Raw genomic sequence first — 17183 nt, 5'->3', positions numbered from 1 at the left:
CCTGCTCTGTTCTGTGTTCGCTCGGCCGATCAAGCGGCCGGTTTAGCCAAGCATTACCTTCTGTCCGGTTTTGGCGCTCTCGATCGCGCCGAAGACCATCGCGACGCTCTTGATGTTGTCGCTGCTGTCCGTTTCCGCCAGCCGGTCGTGCTCCAGCGCGTCGAACATGTTGTCCAGACAGCCGAAATGGCCTTGCCGGCCCGTCCAAATATCCGGCACTTCGATTGCTTTGGTCGGATGCATGAAGCCTTCGTCTCCGCTGACCTCTTCGGCCGTCGGGCGATTGTCCCCGTCCCATAACGCCGTTCCCAGACTGCCCGTCACGCGCCAGTCGGATTCCCATGAAGTACCCGCGCCCTGCGCGCTCCAAGAACCGCGGTACGAGAACACGGATCCGTCGCTCATCTCGAAGATGCAGATCGCCGAAGCGTTGCCCGCGTACCAGGATCCGGCCGGATTGAATTCATGGCAATAGACCGATACGGGATCCGCTCCGCTCAAGAAACGGGCCTGATCGAACGTATGGATGGCCATATCCAGGATCAAGGGACTCGCCATCGTCTCGCGAAAGCCGCCGAAGTGCGGCCCGAGGAAGAAATCCGCGTGCAGCGCGCCGACCTTGCCGATCCCGCCGCCCGCCAGGAAGCTCGACAACGCGCGGATATGCTTCAAATACCGGCGGTTCTGCATCACGGAATACCGCTTGCCGGACGCATTCGCCACGGCCAGCACCTCCTGCGCGTCGGCCAACGTTTCCGCCATCGGCTTCTCGCCGAATACGTGGACGCCCGCCCGGAGCGCCGTCGTGGCGATCTGCTTGTGACTCGCCGGAATCGTCACGTCGAACACGAGATTCGCGCCGGTATGGGCGAGCGCTTCGGACAAATCCGTGAACGTCGGCACGTTCAGCCCGCGCTTCTGCGCCATCTTCTTCGCCGCTTCCTCGAACAGATCCACCAGTCCGACGACCTCGACGTTCTCCCGCTGCGCGGCGTAATCGAGCCATTCGTTGGCCATGCCGCCGCAGCCGGCCACCACTACTTTATGCTGAGCCAATCCGCTCACCTCTTTCTGTCTATTTCGACGCCGATATCGCAATCGCGGTTAGGACGGATTCGGAACGAAATCGCCGCCGCGGCAGTTTTTCAAATAATTGAGCGCATGCACCTGGCCCGTCATTTCCCATTCGTCGCGATACACCGGGTCATGCCAGCCTTCGATATCGATGCTGCCCTCGTAGCCGTGCTGACGGAGAATCGAGATCACGTCCGTCCAGTTGGTGTCGCCGAAGCCCGGCGTCCGGTGCCAGACGAACGGCTTCGGACCGTGAATGCCGTATTCGCGCACGACGTCCCAAGCGATGGTCGCATCCTTGCCGTGCACGTTGAAGATTTTGCCGACCCATTTGCGCAGCTGCGGAATCGGATCGATCAGGCTGACCATTTGATGCGTCGGCTCCCATTGAAGCCCGACGTTTTCCGCCGGCAAGGCATTGAACATGCGTTCCCACGCCGTCGGATTATGGGCGATGTTCCAATCGCCGCTCTCCCAGGTACCGCCCATGTCGCAGTTCTCGAACGCCAGCTTCACGCCTTTGTCCGCGGCGCGCTTCGCGAGCTCGCCGAACACTTCCGCGTACCGCGGGAGCGAGTCGTCGATCGTGCCGGGCATGCGCCCCGTGAAGCCCGCCACCAGGTCCGTGCCGAATTCATGCGCATGGTCGATCAACCGTTCCCAGCTGGCGAGCGTGTCCGCGTTGTCGCCGGCGCCGGTCAGGGGATTGCCGAAGATGCCGAGGCTCGAGACGGGAATGCCTTTCTCGGCCAATAGTTCCTTGACCCGCTTGGCGGTCTCGGACAGGTCGAGGCCATTGGTCGATTGCCAGAACGTCAGACTGAAGGATTCGAAGCCGTGCGGAAGTATTTGCGGCAGGACGCGAACCGCGTCTCCGCCGCCGACGAGCGTGCCGATCCGGATTTGTTTCATATAAGGTCAGGCTCCTTTAGATGATAGAATAGAATGATTGCGCCGGCTTATTCCTTGACCGAGCCGAGCGTGATGCCGTGAATGAAGAAGCGCTGCAGGAACGGATAGACCACCAGCACCGGGACCATCGCGATGAAGATCTTGGCCGCGTTCAAGGTCCGGTTGGACAGCTGGCTGAGCCGCTGCAGCTCGTCCGTGGACATCGTCGACGGATCCAGCATGACGACGACCTGCTGAATATAGGTCTGCAAAGGATAGAATTGCTCCCGCGTCATGAACACCAGTCCGTACAGGAACTCGTTCCAATGGTACACGATGCTGAACAGCGATACGGTCGCCAGCACCGGCGCGGATAGCGGCACGTACACTTTGAGCAAGATATACCAAGGTCCGGCTCCGTCCACGAGCGCCGCTTCGTCCAGCTCCTTCGGCAGGTTCCGGAAGAAGTTCATGGCCAGAATGACGTTGAACACGAGCGTTTGCGCGCCGCCGACCAGCACCAGCGACCAGATGCTGTTGAACATGCCGAGCTTCTTGATCGTCAGGTACAGCGGAATCAAACCGCCGTTGAACAGCATGGTGAAGATGACCGCCCACATAAGCACGTTGCGCAGCCGGAAGTCCCGGATCGTCTTGGACAGCGGGTACGCCATCAGCGGCACGATAATCAGATTCAAGCCGGCCCCCAGCACGACGCGCTTGATCGACGTCCAGAAGGAAACGAAGAACTGGTTGTCCTGCAGCAGCTGCCTGTAGGAATTCAAATTAAAGCCGACCGGCCATAACGAGATCTGTCCCCCCGCCGCGGCGGCCTTGGTGCTGAACGATACGGCCAGCGTATACCATAGCGGAAGAATGCACGTGAGCGCGACAAGCACCAGGATCGCCACGATCAGCACATCGAACGCTTTCGAACCGAGTGTCGTATCTTTGACCATTCCGCTCGCCTCCTTTCTCTAGAAAATCCGATAATTGGCCCACTTGCTCGCCGCGACGTACGAGAGCGCGATCAGGATGAACCCGACGACTGATTTCAGCAGCCCGACGGCCGTCGCAAGCTCGTATTGCATGTTCAGCAAGCCCGTGCGGTATACCCATGTATCGATGATGTCCCCGGACGAATACACGAGGGGATTGTACAGATTGAAGATTTGGTCGAAGCCCGCGTTCAGCACGTTCCCGAGACCGAGTACGGCGAGCAGCGCGGCCGTCGTGCGAATGCCCGGCAGCGTCACGTGCCACAAGCGGCGCATCCGCGAGGCGCCGTCCATCCCCGCCGCTTCGTACAGCGCGGGATTGATGCCGGTCAGCGCGGCCAAATAAATAATCATATTGAAACCGAATTCCTTCCATACGTCCGTGCCGACCGCCAGGAACGGGAACAACGGCGCGTTCGCGAAGAAATTGGTTGCTTTCACACCGAAGACCGACAGAATGCCATTGATCGGGCCGTCGAAGGCGAACAGGTCGAGCACGATCCCCCCGAGAATGACCCATGACAGAAAGTGAGGCAAGTAGACGATCGTCTGTACCCACTTCTTGAGTACGGTCAAGCGCAGCTCGTTGAGCAGCAGGGCGAAGACAAGCGGCACGACCAGGTTGGCGATGATCTTCATCACCGCGATGAATATCGTGTTGAAGAAGATGCTTCGGGTATCGCCGAGCGTAAACATGTAGCGGAAATTTTCCAAACCGACCCATTCCGAGCCGAACATGCCTTTAACGGGGCTGAAATGCTCGAAAGCGATGACGATTCCGAACATTGGGAAAATACTGAATACTCCGAGCCAGACAAAGCCCGGAAGAAGCATCAAGTAGTAATGCTTGGCAAACCCTTTGGTATTCACTCGTTATCCCTCCCAACTCTGCCGACGGCGGGCAATGGAAAGGGGCTCGCTTGAAGCCAAGCCCCTCCGTTCAACCTCTTATTGCTTTACGGCTTCGGCGACTTCGGCCGTAATTTGATCGCCGCCTTGTTTCTTCCAATCGGCTACGAATTTGTCGAACGTATCGAGCGATGCGCCGCCGACGACGATTTTCAGGAAGGTTTCGTCTTCCATCTTCTTCAGGTTGACCCATTTCGTTTCCATCGCGTTCGTTTGCGAGTACAGCAGGCTGCTGACCCGGTTCATCGGCACGTCCACGAACGGCGCGACGCCGACCATGATGGAGTACAGCCGGGTCCAGGCGCCCATGTCGGCCGTCGGATTCCAGTATTGGATATCCATCTTGTCGTACGGCTCCAGCTTCACCTTCTTGATGCTGTTCAGATCTCCCGCAAGCAGCTTGTATTCCGGCTTGTCCGCGAAATCCTCCGGCGTTTTCGTGCCGGCGAGCACGTCGCGCACCGCTTGGACGGTGAATTCCGATTCATCGGACGGCCCGAGCGCGAGGCGAACCGGATAGAAACCGATCGAGCCTTTCGTCAGATCGAATTTGCTTTCGTCGCGAAGCAGCAGGTTTTGCAGCTTGATGACGGATTCGGGATTTTTGTAGTCTTTGGAGACGACCACGAATTGCCCGGCCGGCGCGCTTAAGTGCGGGCTGAATTGGCCTTGGGCGTCCAGCGGCAAGGCATAGGCCTGCCAGTTGGCTTTCGGGTTTTGCTTGATCGCGTCCGTCAGCGGACCGTAGCCCATCCACCATGGCGCGAAGAACATGCCCGTTTGGCCGCTGACGATCGACTCGCCGGAATCCGTGCGGATCGCCATCTGTTGGTCGATCAAGCCTTTGGCGTACAGATCGCGAAGCTCGCCGAGCGCTTCCTTCGTTTGCGGAAGCGTCGAGCCGTAGGCCGGATTGCCGTCCGCGTCTTTGACCCAGTAGCCCGGGTAAGCGCCGTACGCCGAGAAGATCGGATCGAAGCCGTACAGGTTGTTCGCGGAATCCAGGAAGTTCGCGTACATTTTGCCGCTGCTGGAAGGTCCCGCGATGCCGATCGTATCGGCCTTGCCGTTGCCGTCCGGGTCATTCTTGACGAATGCTTCGGCGACCTTCTCGAGATCCGCCATCGTCTTCGGCGGCTGCAAGCCCAGCTTGTCCAGCCAGTCCTTGCGGATCCACATCTCGTGGATGCCGGCATCCTCGGCCTGCGGCAGCGCCATGATCTTGCCGTCGAACGTAACGGTGTCCATCGCCCGCTTGTTCGAATCCTGCAGCACGCGCTTCAGCGCCGGCGACGCGTATTGATCGAAGGCTTCCGTCAAATCGGCCAGTTGGCCGTTCTCGTACATATTCCGCAATTGCTGCGCGTTCACGACCATCGCGTCCGGCAGATCGTTGCTCGAGATGGACAAGCTGACCTTCTGGTCGTAGTTCGTCGGCGAGGCCGTGAAAGCGTTGGTGACGTCGATGTTCAGGTTGTCTTTGATGTAGCGCGTGAATTGGTTGCTTTCCGGCGTGTCTCCGGCCGGAAGCGATTTGTCGGCGGGATCGACCTTCATGCCGACCGCGAGCGATACCGGCTCCGCGTATTTGCCGAACGGATCCGCCGGCGCGGAGGCCGCGTTCCCCGACTGGTTGCCGCCGTTGTCCGATGCCGCGTTCGTGTTCGAATCCGAGTTCGAACTGCAAGCGCTGATCAGCAGCGCCGTCGTCAACAATGCCGCGACCGCCGACATGCTTTTTCTTTTGTTCTTCAACTTGCTCCCCTTCTTTCCGACTAGTCATCGTTCTTGCTCCATAAATATAACGCATCCATAGCTCCCATTAAGACGGGAAGCGGTTTGGAGATCATGGGGAGAAATGTGCGGGATTCCTGCTCTCCAAGGTTGATTTTGTCCGGATCGGACACTTGCCCGCCTCATAAAATCGGACATATGTCTACCCTGCGGCGCGTTCGGCGGCAGGAGTGCGACATATGTCCGATTCGAGAACGGGGTCTTCCGTCCTATTCCTTGCGATGGATTTTACGGAAGGCGCTCGGCAGCTCGCCGGTCTGATCGCGAAACACCGTGCTGAAATACTTGCCGTCCAAATACCCGGTTTTCTCGGCGACCCACAGGATCGGCATATTCGTATGCATCAGGTATTCCTTGGCTTTGTCCACTCTCGCCTGACGCACGTACTCGTTAAACGTCTTCCCGACGATGTCCCGGAAGCATTGGCTGAAATAACTGCGGCTCATATTGACCCGCTTCGCGATATCGGCGGCGTACAGCTGTCCGCCCAACTGCTCTTGGATCAATTGGACGGCCTTCTTGACGGCATCCTGGACTTCCTGCGAATAATGCGGCGATCCCAATGCCTTGCTTAACGCCGTTCTGGTCCGGTTCAGCCACTCCGAGACCGCCGGCCAATCGGCGAAGGCTGCCGGCAGCTCGAGCTTTTCCGCCAGTATAGAGCCGTACAGCGCATTCCATTCCTCCGTCAGCCTGGACAGCAGCCGCATCAGCCTGTCCGGAGAAAGGTTCATGGCACATAGCTTGTCCCGAAGAAGCCCGAAGCCTTCGTCGTCCTGCACCCAGCCGGGGGACAACCAGTGCTCGGCCGCATCGGACAGCCGGTCTTCGTTCACGTCCGGCAGAACCGCCTGCGCTTCCGGGAGCGTACGATCCTCGTTCCCTTCGGCAGACGTCTCGCCGCCGGACTGCTGCCGTTTCTTTTCTTCCTCCGCGATCCGCTCGCGAATGCGCGCCAGGATTTCGGAGAAGCGATCGGCCGTCAGCTCCACTTTGGCGATGTAATCGATAGCCCCGAGCCGCAGCGCCTCCTGAATATATTCAAAGTCCTGGTGAAGCGTCAGGACGATAATATACAGCCGCGGATAACGCTTGCGGACGATCCGCATCAGCTCGATGCCGGACATGACGGGCATGGCCAGGTCCGTCAGCATCAAGTCCACCTCGCGCTCCGCCAGAAATTCGATGGCCTTCTCCCCGTTCTTGGCTTCGCCCACCACCTCCATGCCGTACTCCGCCCACGGCAAAGACGTGATCAAGCCCTGCCTTACCAACTTCTCGTCGTCGACGACCAGTACCCGAATCACGGCGTATCCTCCTTCGATAACGGCAAGCTCAGATAGATGCTCGTCCCCTGTCCGGGAGCGCTCGCGATATGTATCCGCGCTTTGCCGTTGTAGTACACTTCCAGCATCCGTTTCACGTAATTCATGCCGATGCCCATGCCGACCTTCTCCCGTTCCATCTGTTCGCTGTGGAGCAGCTTGGCGATGGCTTCCTGCGTCATGCCGGAGCCGTTATCCTGGATGGAAATCTCGATCATCTCCTGCGCCTTGACCCGAACCTGGATGATGCCGTTGTCGCTGAAGCCGTGATAGAGGGAGTTCTCCACGAGCGGCTGCAGGATGAAGCGGGGAATCGGCATGTCGAGCAAGCTCTGATCCACCTCGATATCCACCTGGAACTCGAAATCGTAGCGGACCTTCTGCAGGATCAAATACTGCTTGAGCGCATCGACCTCGTCGCGGATCGTCGAGGACTGCCCGAGCTTGCCCAAGTTATAATGCAGCAGCTTGTTGAGCGACGTGATGATCCGGTCGATCTCGCCCTGCCCGTTCATGACGGCGAGCCAATGCACCGTATCCAGCGTATTCATGAGAAAATGCGGATTGATCTGGTAGAGCAGCTTCTCGACTTCCAGGTCCGCTCTCCGTTTCTCTTTATGCTGCACCTCCACGAACAGGTCCCAGATCTGCGTCTTCATGTCGCGGAACTGCTCCAAGAGCTGATCGAATTCCGGGATCCGGGTCTGGACGAGCACGGACGGCGTCTTGTTGCTGGTCATCAGTTTGATTTCCTTGTTGAAGTTCGATAACGGGCGATACACCATTTTCCACAGCAGCCACGCCATGAACACGCTGACACCGAGGAAGAACATCGAGGACACGAGGGTTTGGAGAAACCATTTGTTCATTTCCTTGTTGTAATCCGCGTTCGAGATGACGGACACGATGCTCCAGCCCTGGTTGCTGGTCTCGTCGAACCAATAAAATTCCTTGTTCAGGCCGCGGGATTTGTCGGGCGATTCGCTGGTAAACGCCGAGTCGAGCGGATATTCGTCCGGAATCTCGCTGTAGGTGATCTTGCGGTTGTTGTCCAGGAACAGATAGTACGCATGCTGCGGGTTCTTGCCGTTGTCCAGCAGGCTTTCCGTCAGCTTGAAATTGCTCTCGATATAGACGTACACGTCGTCCCGGCTGGGCAGATCGACCTTCCGCAGCGCGGACAGCACGTAATTATTGTTGAAGCGGTCGTAGCTGATATGCGGGCCGTAGTAGGTAATGCCGTAATATTCGGTCAGCAGCGGAAGCGCGTTCGGATCGAAATCGGGTTTGACGCCCGTATTCTCGAACTGATGCAGCCCGTCCTTCTGAAAATAGTACATCGTGAGCCCGACGTTCGTATTCGTAAAGGTGATCAGGTTGAGCTCGGCGTTGATCTGCGTCGTCATTTGCGATCGTTCGTAGGCGTTGTCGGAGGTAAGCAGGATCTCCAAATCCCGGCCGATCGAGCCTTTGAAGGCGAGCTGCTCCGAGACCGAGTTCAAGTTGCCGATGGCATTCTCCAAGGAAAGCTCGACCTGCCGCAGATTGCTCTGCAGGTTATCCTGGATTTTGTTCGTCAGGATCGAATAAATCGTATGGTAGGAGATGAAGAATACAAAAATAAACGGCAGCAGGGAGCTGATCAAAAAAAGAATGATGATTCTTTTTTTCAAGGTCATGGACCTGCCGCTTGGCCTTTGCATGATTCGGTCGGTGCTCTTCATCGCGCGTGCCCTCTCTTTGGTTATGCCGCTTTTTACCTTATCATGTCACGATTCGACAAACCGCGCAACACGGAATGGAACATCCCGCCGGGATCGCCGCTCTTCGCGCTTCTCGTTAGGATGACCGGAAATCAAGCGGCTAACACCAAATTCCGCCTGCTCGCCGACGCGTTGGATTCCGTTCATTCCCGTCGGAACGCAAATAAAAACGGCAGGCGGACGCTGTGTAAGCATCCGTCTGCCGATTCATCGCGCGAATCCCGAATCGGGAGATTTCATGGGATTCGCAATCCTTGCATGCAATCAAACTGCATTCAGATCAAGCTGCCTGCCGTGAGCAATTGGTACAGCACCTTCGCCGCGGCTTCGCGCGTCGTCGGCATCGCGGGATCGAAGAAGAGTTGTCCTTGCTTCTCCAGTCCCTGCATCAATCCGGCATCCGTTACGGCTTGGATGCTGTCTTGGGCGTACGAACCGAACTTGGACGCATCGGCGTAAGGACGGTCCGGCGTGCCGCCGGTCTTGACGATATGCAGCAGCTTCATGGCTCTGGCGAGCATGACGGTCAGATCCTGACGCGTGATTGGATCGTTCGGACTGAATTTGCCTTCGCTGCCCGTGACCAGACCGGCCTGGTACGCCGCGGCCACGTCTTGCGCGAACCATTCCGTTCCGCGGATATCCGCGAACGGCGCGGACGCGGCGCTTTTGCTCAAGCCGATCGCGTTCACCAGCATGGCGGCGAATTCGGCGCGCGTGACGGACTTCTTCGGCGAGAACGCGGTTGCGGACGTGCCGTTCAAGAGGAATTTGTCCGCCAGCGTCTGAATCTGTTCCGCTGCCCACGAGGTTGTCGCGTCCGCGAACGCGACATGACGCGTTGCGACGGCGTATACGGAGAAGCCTGGACGCGTAATCGATACGAGCGTTTCGCCGTCAGCGGTTTTCTTGAAGGCGGCAGGCACGGGGTGCACGCTTCCGCCTTCGGCGTAGAGCGCGCCGGCCGTGCTTGCATCGATGCCTTTGCCCAACAGGAACGCGCGGCGAACCGTTTGGTCAGGCGCCAGTGCAAGCGGCTTTTCCGCTCCGCCGACGATCGTACGCGCTTCGAACGCATACGGCGTTCCGAGCACGGTTGCCGTCGCATAGGCTTTCGTAAACTGCGACGCTTGATCGGCGGCTTGATTGATCTCGAGCTCGAAATCGGCATCGATTCCTTTCAGCGCCGACAACGGCATCGCAACGGAAGCGTCGTTCCACGTGAACGCGACGGATGCTTGCGCGTCGGCCGATTGCAGCAGCTTCACCTGCGCGGCCGTCAAGAAGAGGCGCGCGTCGGCGGCGGATGCGTCCGCGGAGGTCGCGGCGACGCTGAAGGCAACCGGAGCGCCGTTCGCGCCGTCGAGCGCTTTCTGAAGCTCGGCATCCGTTACGGTGATGACCGTATGGTTATCCTTCGTTTCTGTGGCGCTTGTCAGCGGCACCAGCTTCTGATCGAACGGCACGACGGAAGCCAGCGTTTCCGAGGTTGGCGTCGTTACCGGTTCGGTCGGCACGCCGCCTCCTCCGTTACCCGGATTGGTCGGAGTTCCCGGATCGCCGGGGTTGCCCGGCTCGTCTGGATTGCCCGGTTCGTCGGTACCGTCCGGCTCAGCCTGGACATAGATCATCGAGCCTGCCGATTGGACGAGATCCGCGTCGCCTCCTCCAATGAGATGCGCCACGATCAATTGCAGCACGTATTGGCCTTCCGGCAGCTGTTTGATGGTCTCGTAACCGTTCTCGTCCTCGGTCTCGTCGGTATAGGTGCCATCCAGTTTCTCGATCCGAAGATCGCCGGCCGGCAGCGGATTCAAGCTTTGCGTCTCTTCATCGACATTGTAAACATATGCGAGCGTGCCCACGTATTCTTCGTCCATGTTATAGGCGTAGACCGCGGCATAGTTCATGGAATCGTCGGCCAAGGTTGCCGATGCGTCGATTGCCGTGTCAGGCACGATCTTCAAGCCGGACAGGGAGAAGTTTTGCAGCGTAAAATCGTTATCGGCCACGTCGTCGCCGACATGGATGACGAACGGCAGATGAAGCGCGGGCTTCCCGTCGCCGCTTTCCAATTTGACTTCTCCTTCGTACACGCCATGCGCGGCATCGCTCTTCGCCGCAGCCGTGAGCGTGAACGGCTGGCTGGAAGCCGCGCCCGCGGTGATGGTACTCGCGCCGGCATCAAGTCCGCCAAGCTCCACTGCGACGTCGTTCACGTCCGGCGTCGCGATCGGATCGGACGGATCCGAAGTGACGCTCGGATGCATGATCACGGAAGCCGAGTACGTCACGGGGCCGTCCGAAAAGTTCTTGAGCCGAAGCGGCTTGGAGAGCGGGTCGGCCCCGGGCTCGATCGCCCCGAAGCTTAGGCTGCTCGCTTCGCTGTCGATGACCTTCGCGTTCATTTTCTCGTCGTAGATCGTGATCGGATCCATCGCTTCCACGATCGCCGGCGTCAGGATCGCATCGGCCACATCCGCCCGTCCCGCGCCTTGCGAATAGACGTCGTATTGCGTGCCGTTCTCGTCGCGCAGCGTATCCGACGTATTGGCGAGCGCGGCGCGCACGTCGCGCGGCGTCCAGTCGGGATGCTCTTGCTTCATAAGCAGGGCCAATCCGGCAATATGCGGCGTAGCCATGCTCGTGCCGCTGATCCGGTAATAGGCCGTATCATAGTCGGGAATCGGTTCATATCCGTAATCCAGTTCCCCGTAAGCCGGCCACGTCGAGCGGATGTTCACGCCCGGCGCGGTGATATCGGGCTTGATGCTGTAATTGCCGTCCGAGTTCGGACCGCGCGAGCTGAAATCGGCGATCGTGTCGCCGGGCAGCACCGTCTCGGGAAATTCGGCCCCGAACGCGAATTGCAGCGGCGCGCCTTCGTTCGCGGGATCGATGATCTTCCTTGCAAGCGCCCTTCCCTCCGAACCCGACATATCGAAGGCCGGGAGATAATCGGAGTTCTCGCCCAGGAACGCGACGGATCCGATCTTGCCGTCCCGGTCGTCGATATGCGCGGAGAGGTCCGCTTCAGTCGTGTCTTTTACCTCTTTGCCGTTAAAAATGACGATCGCTTTCGCGCCGTGCCGCTTGGCGATGGCGATCTTGTCCACGAACGCAAGCACGCCTCGCGAGGCGAGAACCACTTTGCCCGACACGTCGGTCGTGTAATCTTCGTCATCCCCCAAACCGACGTACACGGCATCCAGCGGATCCGTTCCCAGAATCTCGCCGAAGTTCGATTGATTGTCCTGCCAAGCCATGGCATCGATCGAATACGCCGGTTGACCGGCCGTCAGCGAATCCGTGAAGCTGCCGCCGAAGTGGCGGCTGGTGCTCGTGGCCGCCGCGACCGAAATGCCCAGCTGCGCGCTTGCCGGCGAACCCATGGAATAGTAATAATACCCGTCGGCCGCTGCGTTGCCGTTCGCCACGACCGCGATCACGCCGGAAAGCACCGCATTGTTGACCGCGATGGAATCGGGCGAATTCGGGCTTTTCTCCATATCCGAGCCCAAGGACATGTTAATGACATCCATATGGTCTTTGATGGCATGCTCGATGCCGTCGATGACCTGGGCGGATGAGCCCGTCACATCGACTTGTTGCTTCTCCTCGTTCCATTTTGCCCCTAATACTTTATAGGAATAGAGATCGGCCTCGTACGCGATCCCCTTCTGCACGAGCTCGGCGTTCGGATTGGCCGCGCGGCCTGCGATGGTTCCGGCAACGTGCGTACCGTGTTCGGAACCCGCAAAGCCGTAGCTGATGTTCGGGACGTCCTCGTACGGGTCGTTGTCCTTATAGTAGGAATCGTACCCGCCCTTGTAGGCGCCTTTCAGATCGGGATGGTCATAATCGATGCCGGTATCGATGACGCCGATCTTCATGCCTTTCCCCGTCAAGCCTTTCGTCCAGGCGGTATCCGCTCCGATTTGCTTGATGGGATCGATATCGTAGTTGATTTCGCTTGCGCCGTCCGCGCCGTATTCGGGCGTTGCCGGCATCGGGATCGGATAATAAGTGCGATTCTTGCTGATCGCCTTGACGCCGGCCATCTGCGCCAGCTTCGGAATTTGATTGGCGTTCACGGTCACTTCCATGCCGTTCAATACCGTGTCGTACTGGTAGTTCACGGTCATGCCGACGCCTTTGCTGCCGGCGGCGCTCACGAACGAAGCTTGCTCCGTCTTGACCGCGCGCTGGACCGAATCGGCCGAGAACGAGCTTCGCGACAGCTCCGAGGCGTACTTGGCGACGGACACCGGCGGGGTGCTGAGCTGCACGATGACGTTGATCTTGCCGGCCGAAGTCGTGTCGATGCCCGGGTCGACGGTCGCGCCCGGATTGCCGGCAGCGCCGCCGGTCGTATTCAGGGCCTGCAGCTCGCTTAGGTTCGTGGGAAACAGCGGACCGCCGGGATGAAGGATATCGGCGAGATTCGTCTCCGCGCCGGCCGCTTCGCTTGCGTGGCCGAAGGGAGCCGTCAGCAGCATGGCGGCCGTGAGGAGGGCGACCGATTGTTTGATCATGGATTTAGCCAATTTGCGATTCCTCTTTTCCTATGAATGATGAATGATGACCATTTACGGCGTGACGGACAAGGCATCGAGCGAGACGATCGTGCCGGCGGAAGACGGATTTTTCTCGCCCAGATTGACGATTTTGATCGTATGGGCGCCCGCGGCGAGGACATTCGATTCGAATACGACGGCGCGGTACTGGTCGGCTTTGCCGTACAGATCGATCGCATCCGGCGTAACCAGCTTGTCGTCGATATAGATATTCGCTTTGCCGCGGTCCTTGCCGACGAGCGCGTACAGCTTCGCCTGCGTGCCCACGAATTTCAATTTTGCGTAGCTGCCCGCTTTATCCGAGTAGATGGCTCTGCCTCCGAGATGCTTCACGCTGTAGCTCGTCGTCCATTGACCCGAGAGCGTCAACCCGGGATCGTTGTCTTGAATCAAATTCGCGACGTTGAACGCATCGACGTTGATGAACGTGCCGGCCGATTTCTTGGCGGACGGATCGTGCTTGCCGGTCCATGCGATCTTGATCGCGTGCTGGCCGAACGGCAGCATCTTCTCGAACACGATCTGTTTGTTCAGCGATTTGGCGCTGTACAACGAAGGCGAAGCCACTTTCACTCCGTCCACGTAGACGTCGGCGATCCCTTGATCCGCGTTCTTGGAGCCGATCCAGGAGAAGTAGCTGCCCACGAACGCGAATTCGACGTTGCCCGCGGCATCGATTTCCTTCTTGCTGCCGCCCGTATAGACGCTGCCGCTTACCTGCTTCCAAGGTCCGGAGAAGGCGAGCGAGCTGCTGGAATCCTCGTAATCGCCGATTTGATTGTCCCGTTGCAGCGTCAGGCTGTATGCGCCCTTGCCTTTATGGGCGAAAACGTTCAAGTAATACGTACCGCTCGTCGTAACCTTGTAGTCGATCGATTCCGCGGATGTCTTGTCGTTCTCGGAGTAGGCCAGGATATGCTCGTTCAGGTTCACGGTCGTCGCGTCCGGCGCGTACAGATAGAGATCGAAGTCCGTATTCTTGTCGCCGGTCATCGAGACGCCGATGTTTTCGCCGGCATGGAGCTCGACCGCATAGACGTCGTTCAGGTCCGAGCTGTCGTCCAAGCCATTGGAGATGCTGTCGCCGGTGAACGGCGAACCGGGAATCTCGTCGTCCGTCAACGCCTGGTACGCGTTGATCATCCGGCCGCTGGCTACTTTCCCCGACAAGGAACTGATTTTCGTGCCGCTGTTGATCACCCGCTGCTTGACGGCAAGCGCGCTGAGCGAAGTCTCTTGGCTCAGCACCAGCGCCGCTGCGCCGGCCGCATGCGCGGCGGCGATCGAGGTACCCCGCATATAGCCGTAGCTGCTGCCTTTAAAATCCTTCGTCACGTTCAACAGGTCGATCTTGGCAATCGAAGGATCCCGCGAAATGATCCAGTTGTAGCTGTCTTTGTCCTCGTCGAGCGGGTAGTCCTTATAGTCGTAAATCGTGCCGGGAACCCCGATTGCGTTGCTGTAGAAATACTGATCCATGAATGCAAGGTGCAGGACATCCTTGACGAAAGGCGTGTCGATGATGCTGGAGTCTTCTTCGCCCATGTATTCAGTCGGTCCGTTCAACACGTTCGTGCCGGTCAGCATGAGATGTCCGCCGCCGTGCAGAAAATCCGTTAGGTTCTTCTGATCGTTCGCGGTCAGATTGGAAACGTAATACCGGTCCGCCATGCCCGTAAACCAGATCACGGCGTCGTACGCCTGCATTTTCGCCAGCGTCGGTCCGTCGCCGCCGTCCGGCGAGGCTTGCACGATATCGACCCCTGCGTAATCCTGAAGAAGGTCGGTGTATTTCGCCAGCTTGCTGGTGCTCGGAAGGGCCGTGTAATTCGAGAGGTCGTCCTGAACGAGGAGGATTTTGTGGTCCGGATCGCTTTTGGAGACCTCGAGGTAGTCCATGGCGGTATCGAACGCGTCTTGACGATAGTCATAGTCCGCGTCTTCCTCGTCCAGGATGTTCTCGAAGGCAATGCCGTTGAAAATCGCCTTGGAGCCGTTCGCGGGATCGTGGATCTCCGCCGCCAAGCCGGTGTTCGATACCGGAACCGCGGCCGCGATCGCCTCCCCTGGAGCGGCGACGTCAACGGACCCAAAGCCGATGTTCGCATCGTTGACGATCTGGCCTTCGTTATCGATCCCCGTCACCGAGAGGATGTTCGGGCTGTCGAAAGCAGCAGGGTAAGACGGCGTGCCGTCGATGTTCACGCGATAATCGCCCGCTCCCGTCACGAACAGCATGGACGAAGCGTCGATGGCATCCTTCAAGGCTTGGCTGTACTCGAAGGTTTGCGCGCTGATGTCGGCGATTTGGGCGCCGTTGTTCTCGGCATATTCGATGGCTTCGATCAAATCGGACAAGTAACCGTATTCCGCGCCGATGTATTTGAGCGGCATGATCTTGACATTCGGCGCAATGCCCGCCAAGCCGGTTCCGTTGTTGACGGAGCCCGCGATGATGCCGGCTACAGCCGTGCCTTCCGAATTCAAGTCGAGTTCGGAATAAATTTGGTTATTGTCCTCGACGAAGTTCCAGCCGTGCACGTCGTCGGCGTAATGATTGTTATCGTCGTCCGTTCCGTTGCCGGCCCGCTCCTTCGGATTGGTCCAGATGCTGTCCGTCAGGTCCGGATGGTCGATCTGAATGCCGGAGTCCATCACCGCGACGACCACGTCCGGATTCCCCTTCGTGACCGTCCACGCTTCGGGCGCTTTGATATCGAGCCCCGGAACGCCGGGATACCCTTCCTGGAACGGATTGTTCAAGTTGAAAGGCGGGGTTTGCCCCGTATTGTGCAGCCCCCATTGCTTGTCGAAGTACGTATCGTCCGGAAGCGTCGCGTCTTCCGCGATTTTCTTGATTTGATTCAGGCTGTCGGCCGATGCGTTGGATTTGTACAGCTTGCGGTCGGGTTCGGCATAAAGCACGTTCGGATCCTTGTTCAGCTTGTCGAGCAGCGTTTTCACGTCGTCGGCAGAGGTTAGCTCGATGACGGAGGCATCGATGCCTGCCAGCTTCGCGCTGCTTTTCGCCTTGCCGGCGGGCAGGATCGAAGCAGCGCCCGCAGCATGACCCGGCTTGTATTTCACGATGATCCGGTCGACGCCCTCGAGGCTCTCGTCGGATGTTGGCGGAAGAGCTTTCCCGTCGTTCGAAGCGCCTGCTTTCGGCGCGATTTGCACGATGTTTTCTTTGGGAGCCGTCTTGGCGGTCCAAGTGCTTTTCTTCGGATTCGCCTCGGCCGCATGGGTCGAAGCGGGACTGACCGAGCCGATCATGAGCGAAGCGAATGCCGTGATCGCGATCGACTTTATTGCCTGTTCTCGTTTCAAGTTGTCGCCCTCCTGTTTGACAAAAATGTTGAACTATGTACGCTGCGGCAAGCTTTCCTGATCCCCCGCGCTTCAACCTCCTCTACCACTTGAATCTAGCACGATTTAATAGAGCTGGACATCTGTTGCGAATTGTAACATAGTGCAAATTCCTTATCAATGATCCAACCTAAAATATTTCTATTTATTGGTGAGAAACAGGACTTGACTCCATGTGAAATACAGACTTTTAAATCACGCATTATGTTAGGTATGTGTCATTCATTTCGTTAAGAAATGAATTAAAGCGTTTACTTACTCGGGAGAGTTAAAATCGTTCAGGCAGCCAATTCAGCAAAGCGTTAATTAATTAAAGCAATCCCGCAAACTCAATGTCACATTAGTTGCATCCGTACAAAGAATATCTCCTCTCCCAAACGATCCATATGTAAGAATTCCCATATGCATGTCATGTAAATTTCTCCAACCCTCTCATTTATCCGTGCATTCTAGTCAAACAAAAGTATACAAATAGTGCAAATA

At 58.0% G+C, this 17183-nt stretch carries 9 protein-coding genes; all 9 read right to left on the bottom strand.

Annotation, left to right across the window (positions count from 1 at the left end):
* Positions 1 to 42: 42 nt before the first annotated feature.
* Entirely contained in the window at positions 43 to 1056 is a 1014-nt protein-coding gene (locus tag GT019_RS28155) for a Gfo/Idh/MocA family protein (RefSeq protein ID WP_161746784.1), read from the bottom strand.
* 48 nt (positions 1057 to 1104) lie between these two features.
* Positions 1105 to 1986, bottom strand: coding sequence for a sugar phosphate isomerase/epimerase family protein (locus tag GT019_RS28150; protein WP_161746783.1), 882 nt, complete (start codon positions 1984 to 1986; stop codon positions 1105 to 1107).
* A gap of 47 nt (positions 1987 to 2033) precedes the next feature.
* A complete protein-coding gene (locus GT019_RS28145; protein ID WP_161746782.1) occupies positions 2034 to 2924 on the bottom strand; it encodes a carbohydrate ABC transporter permease in 891 nt (296 codons plus the stop codon).
* Positions 2925 to 2942: 18 nt separating this feature from the next.
* Positions 2943 to 3833, bottom strand: a complete 891-nt coding sequence (locus GT019_RS28140; protein WP_161746781.1) for an ABC transporter permease — start codon at positions 3831 to 3833, stop codon at positions 2943 to 2945.
* A 78-nt stretch (positions 3834 to 3911) separates the two neighbouring features.
* A complete protein-coding gene (locus GT019_RS28135; RefSeq protein WP_161746837.1) occupies positions 3912 to 5606 on the bottom strand; it encodes an extracellular solute-binding protein in 1695 nt (564 codons plus the stop codon).
* A 269-nt stretch (positions 5607 to 5875) separates the two neighbouring features.
* A complete protein-coding gene (locus tag GT019_RS28130; protein WP_161746780.1) occupies positions 5876 to 6973 on the bottom strand; it encodes a response regulator transcription factor in 1098 nt (365 codons plus the stop codon).
* Positions 6970 to 8670: a sensor histidine kinase gene (locus GT019_RS28125; RefSeq protein WP_161746779.1), complete on the bottom strand. Its 1701-nt coding sequence runs from the start codon at positions 8668 to 8670 to the stop codon at positions 6970 to 6972. Before GT019_RS28125 ends, GT019_RS28130 begins: the two co-directional genes overlap by 4 nt.
* 359 nt (positions 8671 to 9029) lie before the next feature.
* Positions 9030 to 13301, bottom strand: coding sequence for a S8 family serine peptidase (locus tag GT019_RS28120; RefSeq protein WP_161746778.1), 4272 nt, complete (start codon positions 13299 to 13301; stop codon positions 9030 to 9032).
* Between the two features lie 42 nt (positions 13302 to 13343).
* On the bottom strand, positions 13344 to 16661 hold the full coding sequence (locus GT019_RS28115) for a S8 family serine peptidase (RefSeq protein WP_161746777.1): 3318 nt from the start codon (positions 16659 to 16661) through the stop codon (positions 13344 to 13346).
* Positions 16662 to 17183 lie beyond the last annotated feature (522 nt).

Source organism: Paenibacillus glycinis, from assembly GCF_009909185.1.
GTDB lineage: Bacteria > Bacillota > Bacilli > Paenibacillales > Paenibacillaceae > Paenibacillus_Z > Paenibacillus_Z glycinis.
The sequence above is the reverse complement of the archived record's forward strand: the minus strand, read 5'-3'. Positions and strand labels throughout refer to the sequence as shown.

Excerpts from the sequence above, each read along its gene's own strand:
- GT019_RS28150 (WP_161746783.1), bottom strand. The coding sequence starts at position 1,986 with ATGAAACAAATCCGGATCGGCACGCTCGTCGGCGGCGGAGACGCGGTT.
- GT019_RS28145 (WP_161746782.1), bottom strand. The coding sequence starts at position 2,924 with ATGGTCAAAGATACGACACTCGGTTCGAAAGCGTTCGATGTGCTGATC.
- GT019_RS28135 (WP_161746837.1), bottom strand. The coding sequence starts at position 5,606 with ATGTCGGCGGTCGCGGCATTGTTGACGACGGCGCTGCTGATCAGCGCT.
- GT019_RS28125 (WP_161746779.1), bottom strand. The coding sequence starts at position 8,670 with ATGACCTTGAAAAAAAGAATCATCATTCTTTTTTTGATCAGCTCCCTG.